This is a genomic window from Pseudomonas sp. R1-6, assembly GCF_051132115.1.
GTDB lineage: Bacteria > Pseudomonadota > Gammaproteobacteria > Pseudomonadales > Pseudomonadaceae > Aquipseudomonas.
The window spans coordinates 2,949,411-2,974,332 of the sequence record NZ_CP071662.1 but is presented as its reverse complement, the minus strand read 5'-3'; the positions used below and the strand labels follow the sequence as shown (position 1 = coordinate 2,974,332).

General features: G+C 62.4%; 22 protein-coding genes and 1 pseudogene. 18 read left to right on the top strand and 5 right to left on the bottom strand.

The genetic code is table 11. The features are described 5' to 3' along the window. Positions 1–5: 5 nt before the first annotated feature. The 6 genes from J3P81_RS13435 (at position 6) to J3P81_RS13410 (ending at position 6,245) form a co-directional block, all read left to right on the top strand. Positions 6–737, top strand: a complete 732-nt coding sequence (locus tag J3P81_RS13435; protein WP_420763790.1) for a GntR family transcriptional regulator — start codon at positions 6–8, stop codon at positions 735–737. A gap of 130 nt (positions 738–867) precedes the next feature. Further along, positions 868–2,157, top strand: a complete 1,290-nt coding sequence (locus tag J3P81_RS13430) for an MFS transporter (protein WP_420763791.1) — start codon at positions 868–870, stop codon at positions 2,155–2,157. A 30-nt stretch (positions 2,158–2,187) separates the two neighbouring features. Then, positions 2,188–3,018, top strand: a complete 831-nt coding sequence (locus J3P81_RS13425; protein ID WP_434559056.1) for an amidohydrolase family protein — start codon at positions 2,188–2,190, stop codon at positions 3,016–3,018. Positions 3,019–3,208: 190 nt separating this feature from the next. Next, a complete protein-coding gene (locus J3P81_RS13420) occupies positions 3,209–5,392 on the top strand; it encodes a PAS domain-containing sensor histidine kinase (RefSeq protein ID WP_434559054.1) in 2,184 nt (727 codons plus the stop codon). A gap of 53 nt (positions 5,393–5,445) precedes the next feature. Then, positions 5,446–5,805: a response regulator gene (locus J3P81_RS13415; protein ID WP_434559052.1), complete on the top strand. Its 360-nt coding sequence runs from the start codon at positions 5,446–5,448 to the stop codon at positions 5,803–5,805. Beyond that, entirely contained in the window at positions 5,802–6,245 is a 444-nt protein-coding gene (locus tag J3P81_RS13410) for an HIT family protein (RefSeq protein WP_434559050.1), read from the top strand. Before J3P81_RS13415 ends, J3P81_RS13410 begins: the two co-directional genes overlap by 4 nt. 19 nt (positions 6,246–6,264) lie before the next feature. Here J3P81_RS13410 and J3P81_RS13405 read toward each other — a convergent pair whose 3' ends face one another. The 3 genes and pseudogenes from J3P81_RS13405 to J3P81_RS13395 all read right to left on the bottom strand — a co-directional run. After that, the gene (locus tag J3P81_RS13405; protein ID WP_434559048.1) at positions 6,265–7,134 is read right to left on the bottom strand and encodes an AraC family transcriptional regulator; all 870 of its coding nucleotides are present in this window, start codon (positions 7,132–7,134) and stop codon (positions 6,265–6,267) included. Positions 7,135–7,274: 140 nt separating this feature from the next. Next, the gene (locus tag J3P81_RS13400; RefSeq protein WP_434559046.1) at positions 7,275–7,568 is read right to left on the bottom strand and encodes a hypothetical protein; all 294 of its coding nucleotides are present in this window, start codon (positions 7,566–7,568) and stop codon (positions 7,275–7,277) included. Between the two features lie 28 nt (positions 7,569–7,596). Next, positions 7,597–8,223 (bottom strand): annotated as a pseudogene (locus J3P81_RS13395) (alpha/beta hydrolase); the annotation flags it as partial. Between the two features lie 369 nt (positions 8,224–8,592). Between J3P81_RS13395 and J3P81_RS13390 the strand changes: the two are divergent. From J3P81_RS13390 to J3P81_RS13375, 4 genes are read left to right on the top strand one after another with little or no spacing between them, the layout of a single operon-like run. Continuing rightward, complete coding sequence (locus J3P81_RS13390; RefSeq protein WP_434559044.1) at positions 8,593–9,075, top strand: formate dehydrogenase subunit gamma; 483 nt, start codon at positions 8,593–8,595, stop codon at positions 9,073–9,075. After that, the gene (locus J3P81_RS13385; protein WP_434559042.1) at positions 9,069–10,628 is read left to right on the top strand and encodes a formate dehydrogenase beta subunit; all 1,560 of its coding nucleotides are present in this window, start codon (positions 9,069–9,071) and stop codon (positions 10,626–10,628) included. The genes J3P81_RS13390 and J3P81_RS13385 overlap by 7 nt, the downstream gene beginning before the upstream one ends. Continuing rightward, positions 10,625–13,501, top strand: a complete 2,877-nt coding sequence (fdhF, locus tag J3P81_RS13380) for a formate dehydrogenase subunit alpha (protein WP_434559040.1) — start codon at positions 10,625–10,627, stop codon at positions 13,499–13,501. The genes J3P81_RS13385 and fdhF overlap by 4 nt, the downstream gene beginning before the upstream one ends. Beyond that, the gene (locus J3P81_RS13375) at positions 13,498–13,719 is read left to right on the top strand and encodes a formate dehydrogenase subunit delta (protein ID WP_434559038.1); all 222 of its coding nucleotides are present in this window, start codon (positions 13,498–13,500) and stop codon (positions 13,717–13,719) included. The genes fdhF and J3P81_RS13375 overlap by 4 nt, the downstream gene beginning before the upstream one ends. Positions 13,720–14,267: 548 nt before the next feature. Here the strand turns inward: J3P81_RS13375 and J3P81_RS13370 are convergent. Continuing rightward, the gene (locus J3P81_RS13370) at positions 14,268–15,407 is read right to left on the bottom strand and encodes an epoxide hydrolase family protein (RefSeq protein WP_434559036.1); all 1,140 of its coding nucleotides are present in this window, start codon (positions 15,405–15,407) and stop codon (positions 14,268–14,270) included. Between the two features lie 146 nt (positions 15,408–15,553). On the opposite strand from J3P81_RS13370, the gene tspO reads away from it, so the two are divergent. Then, positions 15,554–15,994 carry a tryptophan-rich sensory protein TspO gene (gene tspO / locus J3P81_RS13365; RefSeq protein WP_434559034.1) on the top strand — a complete coding sequence of 147 codons (441 nt, stop codon included), beginning with the start codon at positions 15,554–15,556 and terminating at the stop codon, positions 15,992–15,994. Positions 15,995–16,009: 15 nt separating this feature from the next. Here the strand turns inward: tspO and J3P81_RS13360 are convergent, their stop codons facing one another. Continuing rightward, the gene (locus tag J3P81_RS13360) at positions 16,010–17,254 is read right to left on the bottom strand and encodes an acyl-CoA dehydrogenase family protein (protein ID WP_434559032.1); all 1,245 of its coding nucleotides are present in this window, start codon (positions 17,252–17,254) and stop codon (positions 16,010–16,012) included. Between the two features lie 381 nt (positions 17,255–17,635). Here J3P81_RS13360 and sfnG point away from each other — a divergent pair, with 381 nt between their 5' ends. The 7 genes from sfnG to J3P81_RS13325 all read left to right on the top strand — a co-directional run bounded on the left by sfnG (position 17,636) and on the right by J3P81_RS13325 (position 24,910). Continuing rightward, positions 17,636–18,733: a dimethylsulfone monooxygenase SfnG gene (gene sfnG, locus J3P81_RS13355; RefSeq protein WP_434559030.1), complete on the top strand. Its 1,098-nt coding sequence runs from the start codon at positions 17,636–17,638 to the stop codon at positions 18,731–18,733. Positions 18,734–18,746: 13 nt separating this feature from the next. Continuing rightward, positions 18,747–19,913: an AMP-binding protein gene (locus J3P81_RS13350; protein ID WP_434559028.1), complete on the top strand. Its 1,167-nt coding sequence runs from the start codon at positions 18,747–18,749 to the stop codon at positions 19,911–19,913. Continuing rightward, a complete protein-coding gene (locus J3P81_RS13345) occupies positions 19,910–20,692 on the top strand; it encodes an ABC transporter ATP-binding protein (RefSeq protein WP_434559026.1) in 783 nt (260 codons plus the stop codon). The genes J3P81_RS13350 and J3P81_RS13345 overlap by 4 nt, the downstream gene beginning before the upstream one ends. A gap of 70 nt (positions 20,693–20,762) precedes the next feature. Then, a complete protein-coding gene (locus J3P81_RS13340) occupies positions 20,763–21,644 on the top strand; it encodes a branched-chain amino acid ABC transporter permease (RefSeq protein ID WP_434559024.1) in 882 nt (293 codons plus the stop codon). Positions 21,645–21,653: 9 nt separating this feature from the next. Next, on the top strand, positions 21,654–22,721 hold the full coding sequence (locus J3P81_RS13335) for a branched-chain amino acid ABC transporter permease (RefSeq protein WP_434559022.1): 1,068 nt from the start codon (positions 21,654–21,656) through the stop codon (positions 22,719–22,721). A gap of 49 nt (positions 22,722–22,770) precedes the next feature. Continuing rightward, positions 22,771–24,096, top strand: a complete 1,326-nt coding sequence (locus J3P81_RS13330) for an ABC transporter substrate-binding protein (RefSeq protein WP_434559020.1) — start codon at positions 22,771–22,773, stop codon at positions 24,094–24,096. 58 nt (positions 24,097–24,154) lie between these two features. Continuing rightward, positions 24,155–24,910 carry an ABC transporter ATP-binding protein gene (locus tag J3P81_RS13325; RefSeq protein WP_434559018.1) on the top strand — a complete coding sequence of 252 codons (756 nt, stop codon included), beginning with the start codon at positions 24,155–24,157 and terminating at the stop codon, positions 24,908–24,910. The last annotated feature ends 12 nt before the right edge of the window (positions 24,911–24,922 follow it).

Genomic DNA, 24,922 nt, shown 5'->3' with positions numbered 1-24,922 from the left:
GTCTGATGAACCCACTGCCCAGCGATGCCCGCTTGCCGCTCTATCAACGTTTGCGCGACCAATTGGCCGAGCAGATTGCCAACAATCGCTGGCGTCCGGGGGAGGCGATTCCCACCGAGGCGGCGCTTTCAGCCGAATACCAACTGTCCACCGGGACGGTGCGCAAGGCGATCGATGCGTTGGTCAGCGAAGGCGTCCTGGAGCGTCAGCAGGGCCGAGGCACCTTCATTCGTCGCCCCCAGTTCCAGTCGTCGTTGTTTCGTTTCTTCCGTTTTCAGTCCGCGTCCGGGGAGCGCCGGGTTCCAGAGAGCCGCATCTTGTCGGTAGAACCGGTGGCGGCGCCGTCAGCCGTGGCCCAGGCGTTGGGGCTGCCAGTGGAGGCGGCGGTGATTCGTATCGTGCGGGTGCGTCTGCTGGACGTCGAGCCCGTGCTCGCCGAAGAGATCTGGCTGCCTCGCAGCCGATTCCAGCCGTTGCTGGAAATCGACCTGAACCACAAAGGCCCGTTGCTTTATCCCATCTATGAAGAGACCTGCGGACAGGTTGTCGCTTATGCGCAGGAAACCCTCACCGCCGAGTCAGTCAACGACGTGCATGCCCGCTTGTTGCAAGTGCCGGTCAACAGCCCGGTGGTGGTAATCGAGCGTCTGGCCCGTGATTACGCGGGCAACCCGCTGGAGTGGCGACGTTCGCGCGGGCATGCCGAGCATTTCCGCTACAGCGTAGAGATTCGTTGACCTCACCGGGTTAGCGGATCGTCCGGCAGCAAATACCGCTGCCCTTGCCGTTTGTGTTTTTCCTGACTGGCCTTGCAGCGGCACGGTTCGCGCTCGGCTGCCTTTCGTTCCACCTACAAGGATAAAAATCATGTTCAGTTGGTATCGGCAAATCACCTCCCGGGAGCGTAAGACGTTCTGGGCCTGTTTCGGCGGATGGTCCCTCGACGCGCTGGAAGTTCAGATGTTCGGCCTGGCGATCCCGGCGCTGATCGCCGCGTTCGCCTTGTCCAAAGGCGATGCGGGGCTGATCAGCGGGGTCACGCTGGTGACCTCGGCCCTGGGTGGCTGGGTGGGCGGGACGCTGTCCGATCGCTACGGGCGGGTGCGCACGCTGCAGTGGATGATCCTGTGGTTTTCGTTCTTCACCTTCCTGTCGGCGTTCGTCACAGGCTTCCATCAGTTGTTGATCGTCAAGGCCCTACAAGGCTTCGGGATCGGTGGCGAATGGGCCGCCGGCGCGGTGCTGATGGCCGAGACGATCAATCCGAAATACCGTGGCAAGGTCATGGGCACGGTGCAGAGTGCCTGGGCGGTGGGCTGGGGGTTGGCGGTGGGCGTCTTTACGCTGATCTATTCCCTGGTGCCGCAGGACATGGCCTGGCGGGTGATGTTCATCGTCGGCCTGCTGCCGTCGTTCCTGATCATCTGGGTGCGTCGCAACGTCGAGGAGCCGGACAGCTTCCAACGGCTGCAAAAGGAACAGGCCATTCCCCAGAGTTTTTTCAAGTCCCTGGGCGGTATCTTTCGCCCTGAGTTGATTCGCGTGACATTGTTCGGTGGCTTGCTGGGGTTGGGGGCACACGGCGGTTACCACGCGGTGATGACGTGGCTGCCGACGTTCCTCAAGACCGAACGCAACCTGTCGGTGCTCAACTCCGGCGGCTACCTGGCGGTGATCATCTTCGCCTTCTGGTGTGGCTGTGTGGTCAGCGGGCTGCTGATCGATCGCATCGGCCGACGCAAGAACATCCTGCTGTTTGCGCTGTGCTGCGTCGTGACGGTGCAGTGCTACGTGTTCCTGCCGCTGACCAATACCCAGATGTTGTTCCTGGGTTTCCCCCTCGGCTTTTTCGCGGCCGGCATTCCGGCCAGTCTCGGGGCGTTTTTCAACGAGTTGTACCCGGCGGATGTGCGCGGCGCCGGTGTCGGCTTTTGCTACAACTTCGGCCGGGTCCTCTCGGCGCTGTTTCCGTTCCTGGTTGGTCATATGAGCGACTCCATGTCCCTGGGGTCGGCCATCGGCATCGACGCCGGCATTGCCTACGGCGTAGCGGTGCTTGCGGCGCTTTGCCTGCCGGAAACCCGAGGCCGCAGCCTTGAGGCCACGGCGCCGCCTGCACCGGACGTAGCGCCTGGCACCGAGAGCGCCCGGGCCTGATCACTGCTTATTTTTGAAAGATGAAGACCAATGGTTGATACCTGCACTACGCCGATCACCGGCATCGACAGCCATGCCCATGTGTTCAGCCGTGAACTGGAGCTGGCTGCGGTGCGGCGCTACACACCGGATTATGACGCCACGCTTGCGCAATACCTGGATCACCTGCGCTCCCACGGTCTGAGCCATGGGGTGTTGGTCCAGCCGAGCTTTCTCGGCACCGATAACCGTTACCTGCTGGCCGCCCTCCGGCAGGCGCTGGGGCAACTGCGCGGCGTTGTGGTGGTCGAGCCCGAGATCAGCCGGACCGTGCTGAATGAAATGGCACGGCTGGGCGTGGTCGGCGTTCGCTTGAACCTGATGGGCAGGGCCGTGCCTGATTTTTGCGAGACAAGGTGGAAAGGCTTCCTGGCGCATCTTGCCGAGTTGGACTGGCACGTGGAACTGCATGCGCCGATCGACCAACTGTCCGGGTTGATCAGCCAACTGATCCCTTTTGGCATCCGCCTGGTGGTCGACCATTTCGGTCGTCCGGATGCCCGTCTGGGCCTCGACCAACCGGGTTTCGCCGAGCTGCTTGAGTTGGGGCTCGGCGGGCAAGTCTGGATGAAGGTCTCGGGCATCTACCGATTGGCGGGGACGGATCGAGAAAATCTCGACTTCGCCCGCTCCGCGTTGGCGATGCTGGAGCAGAGCCTGGGCCCTCATCGGATGGTGTGGGGCAGCGATTGGCCACATACACAACATGAAGGCGTCGTGGGCTTCGACACCGTTGTCCGGCAGTTGCGGGCTTTGCAATGTCCGGCGCCGCTCTTGCGCGCGCTCATGGTGGAAACCCCCCGCAGATTATTCAAGTTTTAAGACGCGCCCGCCGGTATGGCGAACTTTCCTGAACTCGTAGGCTGAATAAACATCTAGTATCTATTGCAGCTGCATGAAAAAATCCGCGCCGGCATATTTATAAGGAGTTATCCGGGCCGGGATCACGACTCAGGTTGAAGCCTGAGTCGTTGTGTAGCAGGCATTCAGCCAGGCGGATTGAGGATCAACCATGTCGAATATAGAAGCGTTTCCCACGGGGACGCGCACGCCGAGCGAGTATGAAAGCCTTGTGGCAACGGGCGCCAGCGCACTTGATGCGATTCCTGGCGCGGTGTACCTGTGCGATCACAACGGCTGGCTGGTGCGGCACAACAGCGAGGCGGCCGCCATGTGGGGGCGGACGCCGATTCTGGGAGAGGGCGGTGATCGTTTCTGCGGTTCCTACCGTTTGTTCCTGCCCGACGGCACTCCGCTTGCCTTCGAAGACTGCCCGATGGCCACAGCCCTCGTCACGGGTGAGGCAACGCGCAACCAGGAAGTGTTCATCGAGCGTCCGGATGGGTCGCGATTCATTGCCCTGGTGAATATCAGGCCGTTGAAAGACTCCCAAGGCATCATCCAAGGGGCGATCAACTGCTTCCAGGACATTTCGGCGCAGCATGCCTTGGCCGAAGAGTTGCGACGCAAGAATGAGGACCTTGAAGATTTCTTCGAGAACAGCGCCGTGGGCCTCCACATCGTCAGTGGTGAAGGCATCATCCTGCGCGCCAACAAGGCCGAACTGGCCTTGCTGGGTTATTCGCCGGAGGAATACATCGGCCGTAGCATCACCGATTTCCATGCCGACGAGCCGGTCATCAACGACATCCTGAACAAGCTCGGCAGCGGTCAATGCCTGCAGGATTACCCGGCGCGCCTGAAGGCCAAGGACGGCTCGATCAAGCATGTAACCATCACGTCCAACGGCCGGTTCGAAGAGGGAAAACTGTTCAATACGCGGTGCTTTACGGTGGACATGACCAGTGTCCACGTGGCCGAGACGGCGCGCCAGGAGAGCGACGACAGACTCCTGGCGACTTACCAAGCGGCGACGATCGGCATTGCCGAGTCCGCCGCGGATGGCCGGCTGCTGCGCGTCAACGACGCCCTCTGCAACATGCTGGGCCGCACGCGCGAAGAGCTATTGGAAATGACATTCCTGGACTACACGCACAGGGACAGTACCGACGAGGATGCAGCCCTCTATGCACGCCAGGTGGCGGGTGAACTGGACAATTACGTGCTGCGCAAGCGCGCCTTCAAGCCCGATGGCGAGACCGTCTACCTGGACATCCACAGCTCGTCCGTGCGCGACGCCAACGGCGCGTTTCGGTATGGGGTCCGGATACTGCAGGACGTCACGCTGGCGCGTCGCATGGAAAATCAGATCCGCGACAGCGAGCGGCATATGCGCAATCTGCTCGAGGCCCTGCCGGCGGCTGTCTACACCACCGATGCTCAAGGCCGTATCACCTTTTTCAATCGGGCAGCAGTGGAGTTGTCGGGACAAACACCACAGTTGGGCGACCTTTGGTGCGTGACCTGGAAATTGTTCACCACCGACGGGACCTTCCTGCCCCACGACCAGTGCCCGATGGCAGTCGCCCTGAAGGAAAACCGGCCGATACGCGGGGTCGAAGCCGTCGCGGAGCGGCCCGACGGCACACGGGTGCCGTTCGCCCCGTACCCTACGCCGCTGCACGATGCCGAGGGCAACCTGGTGGGCGCCATCAACATGCTGGTGGATATCTCCGAGCGAAAACAGGCGGAAGACCGGCAAAAAACCCTGATCGACGAGCTCAACCATCGGGTCAAGAACACCTTGGCCACGGTGCAATCCCTGGCGGCCCAGACGGCACGCAACGCAGAAAGCGCCAAGGACGGTTACAACCGGTTCGAAGCGCGGCTGCTCGCGTTGTCCCGCGCCCATGACCTGCTGACGAGGCGGCATTGGGGCCATACGGCCCTGGGGTCCCTGGCCCAGGAGGTGCTCATGCCCATTTTCGGCACTGATTCTGACCGTATCACGATCGAGGGTGATCCCATTGACGTCGATACCCGGGTCGCGCTCGGCCTCACGATGACGCTCAACGAATTGGCGATCAACGCCCTCAAATACGGTTCGATGTCCGTCGAGACGGGCCGCCTTTCAGTGAGCTGGAATGTCCAGCCGCAATCGAACGGCGTGTTGCTGACCGTGGACTGGCGCGAGCAAGACGGACCGCCAGTGTCGCAACCGGAACGCGAGGGTTTGGGATCGCGATTGATGAAGCGCTGCATCGAACGCGACCTGGGTGGAATATTTGTGCTGACCTTCGCGCCTGAAGGCGTGCTCTGCCGGTTCTCCTTCATGGTTCCCGAGCACCACGCATGACGATATTTGCCGGGATCAAGGTGTTGCTCGTCGAGGATGAAGGCACAGTCGCCATGCTGATCGAGGAAATGCTCGAAGAGCAGGGGTGCGAGGTGGTGGCCTCCATCCCGCGGCTTGCCATGGCCCGGGAAGCGGCGGGGACGGTTGAGGTCGATCTGGCGATCCTGGACGTCAACCTGGCCGGAGAACGGGTTTTTCCGGTGGCTGAAATCCTTCGTGATCGTAAAATTCCTTTTTTATTCAGCACCGGATACGGCGCCAGCGGCCTGCCCGCCGAGTTTGCCCAGTGCCCCGTGTTGCACAAGCCGTTTTCGGAAAACGAGTTGCAGCGAAAAATCGCGCTGACCCTGCAAGAACGCAACGCCATCCCAGGGCCGATATCGGCGGCTCTGAAACCCAAGGAGCAACCATGAGTCTGCACGGCCAATACGATTCCCAGAACATTTTCGCGATGATCCTTCGGGGTGAAGCACCTGCCTACAAGATCTACGAAGATGACGATGTGCTGGCCTTCCTCGACATCTTTCCCCAGTCCCGGGGCCATGTGCTAGTCATTCCAAAGGGGGCCCAGGCGCGCAATATCCTCGACGTCGACCCGGCAATCCTTGGCAAGATGATGGCAGCGGTACAACGCCTGACCCGCATCATCGTCGACGAGTTGCAACCCGACGGCGTGCAAATCGCCCAATTCAACGGCGCGCCGGCGGGGCAGACGGTCTTTCACATCCATGTGCACATCGTTCCGCGCTGGGAAGGACAGGCGCCTGGCGTACATGGGCAAGGGAAAGCCGATCCGCAGGAGCTTGAGGCGTTGCAGGCGCGGTTGGTGGAACGGATTCGCTCGAGGGCCTGATGGGGCGTAGTGCTTGTCCTCACCGCAGCGGAACGTACACATCGGTTTGCCATTGATCTCGTGGTGTCTCGGGATAGGCGCTCAGGTAGTGGAAAAACAGCGGCTGGTCACGAAGTTCCTCGCCGCTCGCGGGTAGCCATTCACGGTAGATCGGATAGATCGTTTCGCCGATATGATCAGGCGATCCGGCGTGGCGGACCACTGCGTAGCGACCGCCGGGGATGACCATCGGCTGAACACCGAACGCGTTCGGCGCCACTTCCTCATCAATCTCGCCGCAGATCGCGAAGCGGAAGTCGTGTGGCGGTGTGGTGTCGGGGTTGCCGTAGGGAATGCCAAACGTACGGCTTGATGCCACGGGCGACTTCCCGCTACGCATACGCCATTCGATGAACCGGTCCACGCTTTCGCTGACGAGCCCGGCCGGGCCGCGATGTTCAAGCGCCGCAATCCTGACTTCAGAGAACTCGATGATTCGAACTTGCATAAAGATACTCCGTGAGAAATGGGGGATGGCAAACACCGTACTCCAGACCTGCCAGTTGGGTTTCTTCCTGAACGCGCTTGGCGCCATGCCGAACGCTCGGCCAAACGCTCGACAGAACGCCTCGGGGCTTTTAAAGCCCGCATCCAATGCGGCATCCAGTACCGAGTACCCAGCAAAGGCAACCAATTGATGTGCCGCGCGTCGTAGCCGCATCAGCTGCACATAACGTGAAACGGGCACGCCCATGAACGCCGTGAATTGTCGATGGAAGTGAAATACCGAGAAGTTCGCCACATCACTCAACGTTTTCACCGAGAGATCACCTTCGAGATTGGCGTCGATGTAGGCGAGGACGGCGTCGAAGCGTCTTTTATAGGTGGAGGTCTTTGGCAAGTCGGGCACGGATCAGGGCTCTTGGAAACGGGTCGGGCCTAGAGTCGACTATACGCCGCGAGCCCGCCTAGCCGCTTTTGCTAAAAGAACTGGCGGGGACTACGAACGCGGACGGCTGAAATTACCCCGCCCGCCCTTATCACCGCGTGTTACGCGGGTCCGATATGCACGCGGTACCGGATATGTCGATCGAATCGGTCTTCCGGATTTTCATAGGCTTCCAGCTTTTCCAGGAAGCCTATGCGCTCAAGACCGGCCAAGTCCTCTAGCGTCCAGTCAAACGGGAAGTCGCCGGAGAACGTCTTGCCTTGATGTTCAACCCAGTGATCGACGGGGAAGGGCATGTAGCCGAGCCACTCTGATTGATAGGTGATTTCATCAGATTGGCTCGTGGTCACAACGGCTCGGATCAGCTTCTTGGTAATTGCTAGGCGTTCGTCCATGGGTTTTTCGAACCTGGTTGCCGATATATCACTTCAGGCTGTTCTGAAAGAAACTCATCAACTTGTCAAACGGAATCAGATCGACCCGATCATAAAGATCCACATGCCCGGCCCCAGGGATGATCACCAGTTCCTTGGGCTGGCCGGCAAGTTTATAGGCCTCTTCGCTGAACTCCCTGGAGTGGGCATCGGCGCCGGCAATGAAGAGCATCGGGTGAGGTGAAATGGTCTCGATGTCATTGAGCGGGTAGAAGTTCATGAACTTGATGTTGCTGGTGAGCGTGGGGTGCGTAGTCAAGTCCCTGGACGAGCCGGATGGCGTGAACTCGCCGCGTGGGGTGCGGTAGAAGTCGAAGAATTCGCGTTGGATAGGGTGGGTGTTTTCATCCAGCTTGTGCACCGTACCGCTGGTGTACAGCGTTTCACCGCCGGCGAACTCGACGTTACGCTGCTGCGTTGCCTGAGCGATAATGGCTCGGCGTTGATCGAGCGTCTGGGAATGCTTCAACCCGTTGCGATTGACGCCGCCCATGTCATACATGCTCACGGTGGCGATGGCCTTCATGCGCGGGTCGATCTTGGCGGCACTGATCACGAAGCTGCCGCTGCCGCAGATACCGAGGGCGCCAATCCGTTCCTTGTCGACGAAAGGTTGGGCACTGTTACTTCATGTTGTGATCCAGCAAAGCAGTCGCCACGCTGACAGTCAGGAAAACGGCCAATAGCCACCGATCGCTGTGCGTCGCCTACAATCATTTGTGCATTTGACCTCCTGTGGACGCAGGACAACTTTTCACCCCTGGTCGCTTTCAGAACACGTTTAGTCGTCCATGTGCAATCGCCACCCCCCGGGAGTGGCAAGCTGTGAAGATGCCCCGGACCCAGTGCGCCAAAGACATTTGGCCGGCGAGCAAGAATGGCGATCGGATTGCCACGTAACCGTGACGTGGGCCGCACGCCGCAGCCAAGACTCCGAACGGCCACCGCCACGCGGCGCTGTCGTTCGAGATGCCGAGGTACGTTTATGCCTGATGAGACGCTTCACCTGCCTCTGATTCACGACGTGCTGGCGCGCAAGAAGGACACCCCTGGTGCCTTGCTGCCCATCCTCCATGCCATCCAGGAAGGGTGCGGTTACGTTCCCGACACCGCCGTCCCTGAAATCGCCCATGCCCTCAACCTCAGCCAGGCTGAAGTGCGCGGCGTGATCAGCTTCTACCATGACTTTCGCACAACGCCACCGGCGCGCCACACCCTGCGCCTGTGCCGGGCGGAGTCGTGCCAGAGCATGGGGGCCGAGGGGCTGGCTGCGCAGTTGCGCGAACAGCTTTCGGTGGATGACCACGGCACCAGCGCCGATGGAGCGATCAGCCTGCGACCCGTCTATTGCCTGGGCGCCTGCGTCTGTTCGCCGGCCCTGGAGCTGGACGGGGAACTGCATGCGCGGCTGACCCCGGAGCGCCTGCGCCAATTGGTGAATGGCTGCCTGGAGGATGGCCCATGCTGACCCTCTTCATTCCCCGTGATTCAGTGGCCCGCGCCGTCGGTGCGGACAAGGTGGCCGATGCGCTGGTCCGCGAGGCCGAGCGGCGTCAATTGCCATTGCAGGTGTTGCGCACCAGTTCCCGTGGGCTTTATTGGCTGGAACCGTTGGTGGAGCTGGACACGCCAGAAGGACGCTTGGGTTTTGGCCCAGTCACGGCCCAGGACGTACCGGGCCTGCTCGACGCGCTGGCGGGTGATCCTGGTAGCCATCCATCGGCATTGGGATTGGTTGAGCACATTCCCTACCTCAAGAGCCAGCAACGCCTGTTATTTGCCCGTGCCGGCATCACTCAACCTTTGTCCCTCGATGACTACCGCGCCCAGGGCGGGTTCCTTGGCCTGGCCCGGGCGATCCAGACGGACGGCGCCGAGGTGGTGGCGCAAGTGCTCGACTCTGGCCTGCGTGGCCGGGGTGGGGCGGCTTTCCCGGCGGGCATCAAGTGGCGCACCGTGCGCGACGCTCCGGGGCCGCAGAAGTACGTGGTATGCAATGCGGACGAAGGCGACTCCGGCACCTTTGCCGACCGCATGCTGATGGAAGGCGACCCGTTCCTGCTGATCGAAGGCATGATCATCGCCGGCATCGCCGTCGGCGCGACTATGGGTTACATCTACGTGCGCTCGGAGTATCCGGACGCCGTCAGCACCTTGAACGAAGCACTGCGCATCGCCCGCGAGGCGGATTACCTGGGGACCGATGTGGGCGGCAGCGGTCGCGCCTTCGAGCTTGAAGTCCGGGTTGGCGCCGGCGCCTATATCTGTGGTGAGGAAACGGCGCTGCTCGAATCCCTCGAAGGCAAGCGCGGCACGGTGCGCGCCAAGCCGCCGCTGCCGGCATTGCAGGGCCTGTTTGGCTTGCCGACGCTGGTGCACAACGTGGTGACGCTGGCCTCGGTGCCGGTGATCCTGGAGAAGGGCGCGCAGTTCTATCGCGATTTCGGCATGGGTCGTTCCCTGGGAACCATGCCGTTTCAATTGGCCGGCAACGTTCGCCGTGGCGGCCTGGTTGAGAGAGCGTTCGGCCTGAGCCTGCGCGAATTGGTGGAAGAATATGGCGGCGGCACCGCTAGCGGTCGTCCGCTGAAGGCCGCGCAAGTCGGCGGGCCGTTGGGCGCCTGGGTGCCGCCAGCGCAGTTCGACACGCCATTGGACTACGAGGCGTTCGCCGCCATGGGCGCAATGCTCGGCCACGGTGGCGTGGTGGTCGCCGATGACAGCCTGGACATGGCCAGGATGGCCCGGTTTGCCTTGCAGTTCTGCGCGGAGGAATCCTGCGGCAAATGCACGCCGTGCCGCATCGGCTCGACCCGTGGCGTCGAGGTGGTGGATCGCCTGCTCGCCAGCACCGATGCCCATGCCCGTCAGGACCAGGCGCTGTTGCTGCAAGACCTGTGCGACACGCTGCAATACGGCTCGCTTTGTGCCCTCGGTGGGATGACGTCCTACCCCGTCGCCAGCGCCCTCAAGCATTTCCCCGCCGACTTCGGTCTGGCGACCTCGGAGGCCGACCAATGATCACTATCTTCGATCCAGCCAGCGACATCGACCTGGGCACCCCGGCCCGCGAAAGCGACGTGCAGGTCAGCCTGACCATCGACGGGCGCGAAATCAGGGTTCCGTCCGGTACCTCGGTGATGCGCGCGGCGACCCTGCTCGGCACCACCATCCCCAAACTGTGCGCCACCGACAGCATGGAAGCCTTCGGCTCCTGCCGCATGTGCCTGGTGGAAATCGACGGCATGCGCGGCTATCCGGCCTCGTGCACGACGCCGGTGACCGACGGCATGGTGGTCCGCACGCAAACGTCCAAGCTCGCCACGCTGCGCCGCAACGTGATGGAACTGTACATTTCCGACCACCCGCTGGACTGCCTGACATGCCCGGCCAACGGCAACTGCGAACTGCAGACTGTGGCGGGGCAGGTGGGTTTGCGTGAGGTGCGCTACGGCTACGAAGGGGCCAATCACCTGGCCGAAGCCAAGGATGTATCCAACCCGTATTTCGATTACGACCCGAGCAAGTGCATCGTCTGCAGTCGCTGCGTGCGCGCCTGCGAAGAAATCCAGGGCACCTTCGCCCTGACCATCAGCGGGCGCGGCTTCGACTCCCGAGTAGAAGCGGCTGGCGGCGAGAATTTCCTCGATTCCGAATGCGTGTCCTGCGGCGCCTGCGTCCAGGCCTGCCCGACGGCCACACTGATCGACAAAAGCGTCGTGGAGATCGGCCAGCCGGAACGCAGCGTTGTCACCACCTGCGCCTATTGCGGCGTGGGTTGTTCGTTCCGCGCCGAGATGAAAGGCGAACAACTGGTGCGCATGGTCCCGGACAAGAACGGCCAGGCCAACCACGGCCACTCCTGCGTCAAGGGCCGCTTCGCCTGGGGCTACGCCACGCACCCGGACCGCATCACCAAGCCGATGATCCGCAAGCACATCAGCGACCCGTGGCAGGAAGTCAGCTGGGATGAGGCGGTCACCTACGCCGCCAGCGAACTGCGGCGCATCCAGCTCAAGTACGGGCGCGATTCCATCGGCGGCATCACCTCCAGCCGTTGCACCAACGAAGAAACCTACCTGGTGCAGAAACTGGTGCGCACCGCGTTCGGCAACAACAACGTCGACACCTGCGCCCGGGTCTGCCATTCGCCGACCGGCTATGGCCTCAAGCAAACCTTGGGCGAGTCCGCCGGCACGCAGAATTTCGACTCGGTGATGAAGGCCGACGTCATCCTGGTGATGGGCGCCAACCCTACCGATGCACACCCGGTGTTCGGCTCCCAGCTCAAGCGTCGCTTGCGCCAGGGTGCACGTCTGATTGTCATCGACCCACGGCGCATCGACCTGGTGGATTCACCCCACGCCCGCGCCGAGCTGCATTTGCAACTGCGTCCAGGCACCAATGTGGCGATGCTCAACGCGTTGGCCCATGTGATCGCCACCGAGGGCTTGATTGACCAACCCTTTGTCGAGGCCCGTTGCGAGGCGACGGATTTCGCTCGCTGGCGCGATTTCGTCAGCCTGCCGGAAAATGCCCCCGAAGTCCTCGGCCCTGTCTGCGGCGTGCCTGCCGAGCAGATCCGCGCCGCCGCAAGGGTCTACGCCACGGGCGGCAACGCAGCCATCTATTATGGCCTCGGCGTCACCGAACACAGCCAGGGCAGCACGTCGGTGATGGGCATTGCCAACCTGGCCATGGCCACCGGCAATATCGGTCGCGAAGGCGTCGGGGTGAACCCGTTGCGTGGGCAGAACAACGTCCAGGGCTCTTGCGACATGGGCTCCTTTCCCCACGAACTGCCCGGCTACCGGCACATCTCCAACGAAACGGTGCGAGCCCAGTTCGAACAGGCTTGGAACGTGACCCTGCAACCCGATCCGGGCCTGCGCATCCCGAACATGTTCGAGGCGGCGCTGGACGGGACCTTCAAGGCGCTTTACTGCCAAGGCGAAGACATCGCCCAGAGCGATCCGAACACCCAGCACGTGACCGCCGCGCTGTCCGCACTGGAATGCGTGATCGTCCAGGACATCTTCCTCAACGAAACGGCCAAATTCGCCCACGTGTTCCTGCCGGGCAGCTCGTTTCTGGAAAAGGATGGCACCTTCACCAATGCCGAGCGCCGCATCTCCCGCGTGCGCAAGGTGATGGACCCGTTGGCCGGCAAGGCCGACTGGGAAGCCACCATCGCCCTGGCCGATGCCCTGGGCTACAAGATGGACTACCGCCATCCCTCGGAAATCATGGATGAAATCGCCCGTTTGACGCCGACCTTCAGCCGCGTCAGCTACGCCGAACTGGAGCGCCACGGCAGCCTGCAATGGCCGTGCAACGACGCCGCGCCGGACGGCACGCCGACCATGCACATGGAGGCGTTCGTGCGGGGCAAAGGGCGTTTCATGCTCACCGGCTACGTGCCCACCGACGAGAAGGTCAACGGCCGTTATCCGCTATTGCTGACCACCGGGCGCATCCTCAGCCAGTACAACGTCGGCGCCCAGACCCGGCGCACCGACAACGTCGCCTGGCACGAGGAAGATCGCCTGGAAATCCACCCGACCGACGCCGAGAACCGCGGTATCGCCGAAGACGATTGGGTCGGCATCAGCAGCCGCGCCGGGCAGACCGTGCTGCGGGGCAAGGTCACCGAGCGGGTGGCGCCGGGCGTGGTCTACACCACGTTCCACTTCCCCGAATCCGGCGCCAACGTGATCACCACCGACAACTCCGACTGGGCCACCAACTGCCCGGAATACAAAGTCACGGCGGTGGAAATCGTGCGGGTCAGCCAGCCTTCGGAATGGCAGAAGCGTTACCAGGCCTTCAGCGACGAACAACGCCGCTTGCTCAAGGAACGCCGTCAAGGGGAAAAGGCCGAGGTGCGTCGATGAGCGCTCAGAACCTGATCAAAATGGCCAACGAGATCGCCCGGTATTTCGCCACCGAGCCTGACCAGGCGCTGGCGGTGAAGGGCGTTCGGCAACACATCAAGAACTTCTGGACACCAGGCATGCGCCGGGACCTGGGGGCTTGGCAGGAGAAATATCCGGATGCGGTGCTGCATCCATTGGTGTTGGCGTCGCTGAAAGAGCCGGAGGAGGCGGCCTGACGCAACCCCGACGGGAGCAAGCAATCCCCGTGGCGAGGGAGCTTGCTCCCGCTCGGTGGCGCAGCCGCCGCAAAACCGGGCGCTGCGGTGTACCTGAAGAAATGCAGTCGCTGATTTGGGGCCGCTTCGCAGCCCAGCGGGAGCAAGCTCCCTCGCCACGGGTGCAACGCTGCTTGGTCACGCCCGACGCGAAACCTGTGGGAGCGAGCTTGCTCGCGATGACATTCGATCAATCAATATTTTCACTGGCTGACACGGCGCCATCGCGAGCAAGCTCGCTCCACAGTGCTGTTTGCTGCGAGATCGCGTCGTTCGATAACGCCGAATACGTCCATCGCCCTCAGCCCTTACAACCGACCTGTAGAACGCCCCAATCCCCGTGGCGAGGGAGCTTGCTCCCGCTCGGTTGCGCAGCCGCCGCAAAACCGGGCGCTGCGGTGTGTCTGGAGAAATGGAGTCGCTGATGTGGGGCCGCTTCGCAGCCCAGCGGGAGCAAGCTCCCTCGCCACGGGTCGTCATTTCCTACGAGGTTTTCGGACCGCCTTGGCTTATAGCAAGTCCCGGAAAAATGCCCGAATATCCTCCGCCAACAACTCAGGCTGCTCCAACGCCGCAAAGTGACCGCCCCGGGGCATCTGTGTCCAACGCTGAACGTTGTAGCCTCGCTCCACCCAGCTTCGTGGTGGCAGCGGCAACTCCCTGGGAAACAGCGCGACCCCCAACGGCGGCTTTATTCGCTCACCGCTGGCAAGCACCAGAGGCCGGCGACTGCCTTCCACATACGGGCGAAACGACGAGCCAATGCAGTTGGTCAGCCAATAAAGCGTCACATTGGTCAGCAGCCATTCGCGATCGATGGGGGCGCTCGGATCGCACCACGACAGAATCTTTTCGCCCATCCAGGCCAGCAATCCCGCAGGCGAGTCGTTCAAGCCCACGGCCAGGCTTTGCGGCTTGGTGCGCTGGATGTGCGCATAGGCACCTTCGGTTTCGCTGAAGGCCGCGGCGCGTTGCAGGAATGCGGTTTCCTCTTCGCTCAGAGGCGGGTCGGTTTCGCCCAGGGGCGGGCGGTACGCGCCGGGGATGTAGTTGAGGTGGATGCCGGTCAGACGCTCGGCAAAGCGCACGCCCAACCAACTGGTGACAGCCGCGCCGACATCGCCGCCCTGGGCACCGAACCGCTCGTAACCCAGCCCGGTCATCAGCTCGCTCCATAACCCGGCCACTTCATAAGGCCCGCACCCGGTTTGCATGAACGGCGCCGAAAAGGTGTAGCCCGGCAAGGACGGTACCACCACATCAAAAGCATCGGCCGGGTCGCCGCCATGGCTGGCGGGGTCCGTCAGCAGCTCGATGATGCGCTGCATCTCGATGAACGAGCCGGGCCAGCCGTGGGTGAGCACCAGCGGCATCGGATTGGGCCCGATGCCGCGCTGGTGGACGAAGTGAATCTCTTGCTCGCCCAAGGTGGCGACGAAGTGCGGCAGGCGATTGAGCGCCGCTTCCTGGGCCCGCCAGTCGAAGTTTGTCGACCATTGGGTGAGGAGGTCGCGCAGCACGTCCGCGTCCATGCCTTCACTCCAGCCCACGCCGGCCAAGGGCTCTGGCAACCGGGTGCGACGCAGGCGATCATGCAGGTCGTCAAGCGCGCTGTCAGGGACGGCGATGGAGAAAGGTCGGACGAACATGTTTTGCTCCAGACGGGTGGTTTATTGAATTTATCAGACCGCCGTCGAGTCTTTGAAAAATGGACACCGCAACGGATCGGCGACCAGTCGCTGCCTGCCGACATATTCCATGACCTCAGACAGCTGACACCAGCTAAGGACGGACAATGACCTTCTTTATTTTTCTCATCGCCTGCTGTGCTGCTGCGAGTACTGGCGTCATTTTCAAACCGGGCCAATGGTACGAATCCCTCGTCAAACCCAGCTTCACACCGCCCAACTGGATGTTCCCGGTGGCCTGGTCGATTATTTACCTGCTGCTTGCCTGGGCAGGGTACCGCTTGAGCCTGATGCCGGGAAGCCAGTTGGTCTTGGCGCTGTGGGCGGCGCAAATTGCGCTCAACACGTTATGGACGCCAGTGTTTTTCGGGGCGCATCAGATTCTCGCCGGCATGGTGATTATCACGCTGCTCTGGTTGGTCGTGGCCGCGATGGTGGTATTGGCGTTGCGCCTGGACGTGATCACCGGGCTGATCCTGTTTCCCTACCTGGCGTGGCTATGCGTGGCTGCTGCGCTGAACTTCTCCATCCTGCGCAACAACCGTTGACGGCGAGCGGCGAAATCAACGCTGCTTTGATCCCCCACCAATCTGCCAGACATACGGCGGCTCCGTCCCATTGATCTCCCAATCCCCAATGATCCGTTCCTTGTAGATCAGTGGGTTGTGTGAAGCCGCCGTGCGGGCGTTGCGCCAGTGGCGGTCGAGGGCTTTGCCGGTGCTGGTGGCGGAAGCGCCGAGGGCGTTGAACAGGTCGCTGGTGGCGCGCAGCGTCAGGTCGGCGACCACCACTTGGGCCTGGGCCGATTCGAGTTCGGCGAGGATGTTGGCGGTGTGCTCGGCTTCGGTGTCCTGGCCGAAGCGGCTTTCATAGGCTCGCTGCGAGGCGCTGGCGGCGCGCAGGGTCGTGGCTTCGGCGGCGTAGACCTGGGCCGATGCCTTGCCGATCACTTGCTGGACTTGGACGTCCTGGCTCACTTCGCTGGCGTTGCCGGTGCTGAACACACGGGTGCGTTGGCGCACATGTTCGCTGAAGTCCTGGACAGCGGCGCGGCCGGCGCCCGTCTGCACGGCGAGCAGGACCAGTTGATAGAACGCGGTCTGGTATTTGAAACGGGTGGAAAAATCGATGAGGTTTTCAGCCTCCACCACGGCGTTGTCGAACACCGATGTGCCGCTGCCGGTGGTGCGCTGGCCGAAACCGTCCCAGTCATCGCTTTGCTTGACGCCCGGTTGGTGGACACTGACGGCGGCGATCACGTCGGCGCCGTTGTCGTCGCGCTGGGCATACAGGTCGATCCAGTCGGCGAAGATACTGCCGGTGCTGTAGTATTTGGTGCCGTTGGCCACCCATTGCTCGCCCTGGCGGGATACGCGGGTGATGACTTGGCCGATTTTCACCGCGCCGATTTCGGTCCAGGCGTTGCCCACCAGGTCACCGTCGACGAAGCGCTTGAACCAGACGTCTTGCGGGCTGCTGGCGTGGGCATTGAGACGGTCCTCGACAAAGGCGAAGTGGCCACGCAGCGCCTGGGGCAGGTTGGAGTCGGCTTCGGCCAGTTCGATCAGCAAGTGCAACAGCTGCGGCAACGACGCCCCGGCACCACCGAATTCGACCGGAACCCGTACGGCGCCGAAGCCCGCTTCCTTCAGCCATTTCACCTGTTCGAACGGCAGGCTGCGTGACTGTTCGCGTTCCAGGGCGCCGGCCTGGATACGCGCGAAGATCGGCCGGAACCGCTCGGCCAGGGCTTCATAGTTGGCGCCAGTGGAGAGAACGGGTGGCAAGTGTTGTTGCTGTGCGGTCATGGCGATGTTCCTTTTGAGGACGAGAGGGCGGGCAGGGTGAAAGCCTGCCGTTGCCGACAGCCATTGCACGCTCCATGCCCGGTGCTTGAAGCCAACGAAAACGGGGCGTTCGCGGGGTTTTCCAGCACAAAAGCTGTCGTCCTGCGGGCAATCTGTCCGGCGACTGTGCGCCAGGCAACAGTCAGTCCTTTGGGCAGCGGTACGCCGGGTGTTGGCTGGGCAACAGCGATCCAACAGCCTGCCTGTCGCACGACAGACATGAAAATCAGATAAATAACTAACCCGTTGAAAATAAATGAGAAATATAAGTGGCACGGTTGCTGCTCTAGCCCTTGTACAGAGGCGACGACGCCTACATCCAACGAGCTGGGAGTACACGCAATGAGCCAGGACCCGATCAAGTTTGCCTATTGGGTGCCTAACGTCAGCGGCGGGCTGGTGGTCAGCAAGATCCCGCAGCGCACTGACTGGGGCATCGATTACAACCGCAAGCTGGCGCAGATCGCCGAGGCTGCCGGTTTTGACTATGCGCTGACCCAGATTCGTTTCACCGCCGGCTACGGCGCCGAATACCAGCACGAATCGGTGGCGTTCAGTCACGCGCTGCTGGCGGCTACCACGCGCCTTAAAGTCATTGCAGCAGTGTTGCCGGGGCCGTGGACGCCTTCGGTGCTGGCCAAGCAGATCGCAACCATCGACCAACTCACCGACGGCCGCGTAGCGATCAACGTGGTCTCCGGCTGGTTCAAGGGCGAATTCACCGCCATCGGCGAACCCTGGCTGGAGCACGACGAACGTTATCGCCGCTCCGAGGAATTCATCACCACGCTCAAGGGCATCTGGACCACCGACAACTACACCTTTCGCGGTGATTTCTATCGCTTCAACGGCTACACCCTCAAGCCCAAACCGCTGCAACAGCACCCGGAGATTTTCCAGGGCGGCAGCTCCCGGGCCGCGCGGGACATGGCCGCTCGGGTGTCCGACTGGTACTTCACCAACGGCAACACGGTGGAAGGGGTCAAGGCCCAGGTCGATGACCTGCGGGCAAAAGCGGCGGCGAACAATCACACGGTCAAGGTCGGCGTGAATGCTTTCATCATTGCCCGCGACACCGAGGAAGAAGCCCGCGCCGTGCTGGCCCAGATCATCGACCAGGCCGACCCCGAAGCCGTCAACGCGTTTGGCGACGCGGCCAAGCAAGCCGGCAAGGCCAGCCCGGAAGGCGAGGGCAACTGGGCCAAGTCCAGCTTCGAAGACCTGGTGCAGTACAACGACGGCTTCAAGACCAACCTGATCGGCACGCCTCGGCAAATCGCCGAGCGCATCGTGGCGTTGAAAGCCGTGGGTGTGGATCTGGTGCTCGCCGCGTTCCTGCACTTCCAGGAAGAAGTGGAGTATTTCGGCCAACGAGTCCTGCCATTGGTGCGTGAGTTGGAGCCGCAGAAAGTCACGGTCAAAACGGCGGCGGTCGCCTAGGCGCGGAGGCAGCATGGGCAAGCTCACCGATACCCTCGACACGTTGCCGCATTGGCTGCATAGACAAGCGCTCGAGCATGGCACGGACGTCGCGCTGCGCCACAAGCACTTGGGCATTTGGCAAGTGCGGACCTGGGAGCAAGTGGCCGATGAGGTGCAGAGCTTGGCGGGTGCGCTGCAAGCACGGGGGTTCTCGGTGGGCGCGACCCTGACGATCATCAGCCGTCCGACGCCGCAAGCGATCGTGGCGGCGTTGGCGGCGCAATGGCTGGGCGGCGCCGCGAGTTTGTTCGATCCCTTGGACGCACCCGCCGGGCAGATCGCACTGCTCGGCGAATTGCAGCCGGATTTCGTACTGGCCCAAGGGCACGAAGAGTTGTTGCGCCTGGGCGCGGCGCAGGTGACGCCCCGCGTGCTGATCTACCTGGACGGGCGCGGGCTGTCGGGCTCGGGGCCGTTTGACCGGGCGTTGGATTACGCCACGTTGATGGGTTCGAAAGCATTCACTGACACGGTTCCGCTGGCCCACGCGCAACAAACGGCTTTGGTCTTTTACCGGCGCAGCCAACAAGCCACCGAAGCACAACGCATCCGCCACACCGAACTGCTGCAACACGGACGCCACTTGGTACAGCGCGAAGGCTTGGGTCGATACGAAGAAGCGCTAGCGGCCCGGGGATTTGCCTCGGCCGGCCAGGCGCGGTACCTGCTCGCGCCCTGGCTGATCGCCGGTTTCCGCTTGAATTTTCCGGAAAACCTCGCGACCCGTGATCGCGATCGGCGTGAGCTGGGTCCGACGCTGGTGGCCGGCACGCGGGAGACCTATGAGCGTTTGCATGGCTACGCACTGGAGCGCCTGCCACCGCCGGGCGATCGCGCCCGCAGGTTGGTGGATTGGGCCTTGGCGGCACGTCCGGGCGCGTTGCGGCGGTTCGTCGGCCATTGGCTGGTTCGTCGGCCCCTGCGGGATGTATTGGATTTTTCACGGACCCATGCGCCGCTGGTGGTGGGGGATGCCTTGCGGCCCGAAACCCAGGCGTTTTTCGAATCCGTGGGTATCAAGGTCCGTCGGTGGGGGGATTCGACTGAATGGGAAGTGCCGTCGAGTTCGCCGGGGTCCGTTACGAATGGACAGGATGAGCCTCATTCACAACGCGTCTGGAAGGAGGCGACTACATGACACAAACGGCCGCCACGCACCTGCTAGAGCTGGACAATATCTCGCTGTCGTTCAAAGGCGTCAAAGCGGTCACCGGCATCAGCTTTCGCGTCGCCGCTGGCGAGATCTGCGCCCTGATCGGCCCGAACGGCGCCGGCAAGAGTTCGTTGCTTAACATCATCAGCGGTGTCTACCAACCCCAGGAAGGACGCATACGTTTCGACAACCGCGAGCGTCGTCGCGTGCGTGCCCACGACGTGGCGGTGCGTGGCGTTGCCCGGACCTTCCAGAACATCGCGCTGTTCAAGGGCATGAGCGTGCTCGACAACGTGCTCACCGGACGCAACCTCAAGCGCCGCAGTACGTGGATCGAACAGGCATTGCGCCTGGGGCGGGCCGGTCGCGAGGACGACAGCCAGCGCGAAGCGGCCGAACGGATCATCGCGTTCATGCAGTTGCAGCCGTGGCGCGACGCGTTGGTGGGCACCTTGCCCTACGGCTTGCAGAAACGCGTGGAGCTGGCCCGGGCCCTGGCGGCGGAGCCCCGATTGTTGCTTCTGGATGAGCCGATGGCCGGGATGAACGCCGACGAGAAGCAACAGATGAGCCGTTTCATCATCGACATCAACCGGGAGCTGGGCACGACGGTGCTGCTGATCGAACACGACATTGGCGTCGTCATGAACATCAGCGATCACGTGGTGGTGCTCGACTACGGTCGCAAGATCGGCGACGGCTCGCCCGAAGCAGTACGGAAGAACCCGGAGGTCATTTCGGCCTACCTCGGCACGCGACACTGATTTTTTTGAGATTCGACGCCTTCCCGTCCGGGAGGGCTGGCAGGTTGCGCCCGCGAAACAGGAAAACGCGATGGAATTTTTCTTTGAAGTATTGATTGGCGGATTGCTCGCCGGGGTGATGTACGCCTTGGTGGCCATCGGTTTTGTGCTGATCTACAAGGCCTCCGGGGTGTTCAATTTCGCCCAGGGCGCGATGGTGCTGTTCTCGGCGCTGACCTTCGTCAGCCTGCTGGAGCGGGGCGTGCCGTTCTGGCTGGCGTTTCTTATCAGCCTGGCGGCGATGTTGCTGATTGCCGTGGCGGTGGAGCGCGTGGTGCTGCGCCCGCTGGTCAATCGCCCGCCGATCACGCTGTTCATGGCGACCCTGGGGCTTTCCTACGTCATCGAAGGTTTCGCCCAGGCGCTGTGGGGGACGCAAGTGCACGGGCTGGACCTGGGCATCAGCGATGAGCCGCTGGAGCTGGGCGGAATGCTGCTGTCGCAATTCGACATTTTCGCCGCGCTGACCGCCGCGTTGTTGGTGGCGCTGTTGTCCTGGCTGTTCAACAAGACCCGGCTCGGATTGGCGCTGCGGGCGGTGGCCGATGATCCCTTGGCGGCATTGGCGGTGGGCATCCGCTTGCAGCGGGTGTGGGTGGTGGTGTGGACGGTGGCGGGCTTCGTCGGCCTGGTCGCCGGCCTGCTCTGGGGCGCTCGGCTGGGGGTGCAGTTCTCGCTGTCGCTGGTGGTGCTCAAGGCGCTGCCGGTGTTGATCATCGGCGGCTTCACCTCGATCAGTGGGGCGATTGTCGGCGGGTTGATCATCGGCGCCTCGGAGAAACTGGCGGAGGTGTACCTGGGGCCGATCATCGGCAGCGGCATCGAGAACTGGTTTCCCTATGGGCTGGCGCTGCTGTTCCTGCTGGTGCGTCCGGCGGGGCTGTTTGGCGAACGCGCCATCGAACGGGTCTAGGAGAACAATATGATTTATCGAGAAGCAGGCCAGTTCAACAGCCGTTATGCCGAAGATCGCCGTAGCTTCCCCTTGCGCCAGGATCGCCATGGGCTCGCGGCGCTGCTGGCGGTTGCCTTTGTCGTGGTGCCGTGGGTGGGGAACGACTACTGGCTCAGCGCAATCCTCATCCCTTTCCTGGTGCTGTCCCTGGCCGGGCTGGGGCTGAATTTTCTCACCGGCTACGCCGGGCAATTGTCCCTCGGTTCTGCGGCGTTCATGGCCGTGGGGGCGTTTGCCACTTACAACCTTGAAGTGCGTGTCTACGGTTTGCCGTTATTGATCAGCATCGCCCTGGGGGGGCTGGCGGCGGCGTTGGTGTCCGCGCTGTTCGGCCTGCCGAGCCTGCGGATCAAGGGCTTTTATTTGCTGGTCTCGACCTTGGCGGCGCAGTTCTTCGTTGGCTGGGCGCTGACGCGGTTTGGCTGGTTTTCCAATAACAGCGCGTCGGGGGTGATCAGCGCGCCGCGCCTGGACATCTTCGGTGTGAACCTGGATGCGCCGGCCGGTCGTTATCTGTTGACCCTGACCGTGGTGGTGGCGCTGTTCTGGCTGGGCAAGAACCTGGTGCGCAGCGAATTGGGACGCCAGTGGATGGCCGTGCGCGACATGGACACGGCCGCGGCGGTGATCGGCATCCCCCTGGCGAAAACCAAGCTGCTGGCCTTTGCCCTCAGCGGGTTTTACCTTGGCGTGGCCGGCGCGCTGTGGGCTTTCGCTTACCTGGGCACCGTCGAGCCCCATGGCTTCGATCTCAATCGCTCATTCCAGATCCTGTTCATCATCATTATTGGTGGCCTCGGCAGCCTGTTGGGCAACTTGCTCGGGGCGGCCTTCATCGTCCTCTTCCCGGTGCTGCTGTCCAACCTGGTGTCGCTGCTGCCCGGCGGGCTGATCGATGCCGGCCAGGTGGAGAACCTGCAAAAGATGTTTTTTGGCGCCCTGATCATCCTGTTCCTGATCAAGGAGCCAGAGGGCCTTGCGCGCCTCTGGCAACGTTTTCGCGAGCGTGCGCGGCTGTGGCCGTTGCGCTACTGAACAGCTCCCTCCCGTTGGTTCTCTGTGGCTTCATAACAAGGAAAATCCGATGTCCAAACGATCGATCGCCAGCGGCCTCGCGCTGGCCCTGACCCTCACCACCGCAGCGTTCTGCGTCCAGGCGGGCGATGAACAATACTTTCCTCTGCAAAGCTATCGCGTCGGTCCCTACGCTGCCGGCGGCACCGGTTTTTTCGGTGGCTTTATCGACTACCTCAAGTATGTCAACGCCAATGGCGGCGTAAACGGAGTGAAACTGACCTGGAGCGAGTGCGAAACCGAGTACGTGGTGGAGAAGGGCGTCGAGTGCTACGAACGCCTGAAGAAAGGCTTGAACGGCGCGCCTGCGGCCGCCACCAACCCGCTGTCGGTGGGCATCGCCTACGCCACGCTGGACCGCTCGACGGCCGACAAATTGCCGCTGATCACCATCAACCACGGCCGCACGGACTCCACCGACGGTAGCGTGTTTCCCTACGTCTTCCCGTTGCAATTGAACCCGTATTCCGAAGTGTCGGCGATCATCAACTACATCGGCCAGCGCGCCGGCGGGCTGGATAAGCTCAAGGGCTTGAAGATCGTCACCCTGTACCACGGCTCCCCGTACGGCAAGGAAACCAACGAGGTATTGCAGACCCTGGCGGACAACTACGGCTTTGCCCTGACCTTGCTGGAGGTGCCGCATCCGGGCAACGAGCAACAATCGCAGTGGCTGAACATCCGTCGGGAAAAACCCGATTGGGTGATCCTGCGCGGCTGGGGTGTGATGAACCCGGTGGCGCTGAAAACCGCGCAGAAAGTCGGTTTTCCTGCGGACCACATCATCGGCAATATCTGGAGCAACTCCGAGGACGATGCAGCGCCGGCCGGTGCCGCCGCCAAGGGTTTCATCGCCATCACCACGCACCCTTCCGGCACCGATTTCCCGGTGCTGCAAGGCATCAAGAAGGACGTGGTCGACGCAGGCCACGGCGACTTGGCGGACCCCAAGCGTTTCGGCACGGTGTATTACAACCTGGGCGTGGTCAACGGCATCCTCAACGTCGAGGCCCTGCGCATCGCCCAGCAGAAGTTCGGCCAACAACCGTTGACCGGCGAGCAGGTGCGCTGGGGCTTCGAGAACCTCAGGCTGGATGACGCCCGTCTGAAGGAGCTAGGCGCGTTAGGGCTGGTGCAGCCGTTGCAGTTGTCCTGCTCGGACCATGAAGGGGGCGGCGCGGTGCGCTTCCAGCAGTGGGACGGTACGCAATGGAAACTGATCAGCGACTGGGTACAGGCCGACCGCGCCTTGCTGCGGCCGATCATCGAAGCCTCGTCGCACCAATACGCTCGGGAAAAAGGCATCACGCCGCGCGATTGCAGCAAGGAATCCTGAATTATTTGTTGCGACCAGGCGCTTGCGTCCGGTCGCTTTTGCGAGAAGGCGGGACAGCATGACGACAGATGAGCCCATCCTGCGGATCGAGGGTATCGAGGTATTGTATGAGTCCACCATCCTGGCGCTTCGCGACGTGTCGCTGAGCGTGGCGAGAGGACAGATCGTGGTGCTGCTGGGCGCCAACGGCGCGGGCAAGAGCACCACGCTGAAGGCCGCGTCGAACCTGGCGCGCGCCGAGCGGGGCGAAGTGGTGCGCGGACGGATCGTCTATCAAGGTCGGGACGTGACGCGCAGCGCACCGCATCTGCTTGCGCAAGGCGGCCTGGTGCAGGTTTTGGAGGGACGGCACTGCTTCGGTCAGTTGACGGTGGAAGAAAACCTTTTGGCGGGCGCGCAGCCCCGTCAGGTTTCGCGACGTCAGCTCTTGGCTGACCTGGAGTCGGTGTATGCGCATTTCCCACGTCTGAAGCTGCGCCGCAAAAGTTTGGCAGGCTACACCTCCGGCGGCGAACAACAGATGATCGCGATCGGACGCGCGCTCATGGCCCGGCCGCAGTTGGTCCTGCTGGATGAGCCATCGATGGGGCTGGCGCCGCAGATCGTCGAAGAGATTTTCGAAATCATCCACCAGCTCAATCAGCGCGAGGGCACCAGTTTTTTGATCGCCGAGCAAAACATCAGCCTCGCCCTGCGTTACGCCCAGTATGGTTATGTCCTGGAAAGCGGGCGGGTGGTCAGCGAGGGCAGCGCCGAACGACTGGCGGCGCCTGGGGACCTGGAGGATTTCTACCTGGCTGCCCGGGCAGGGTGATGACCCAACACG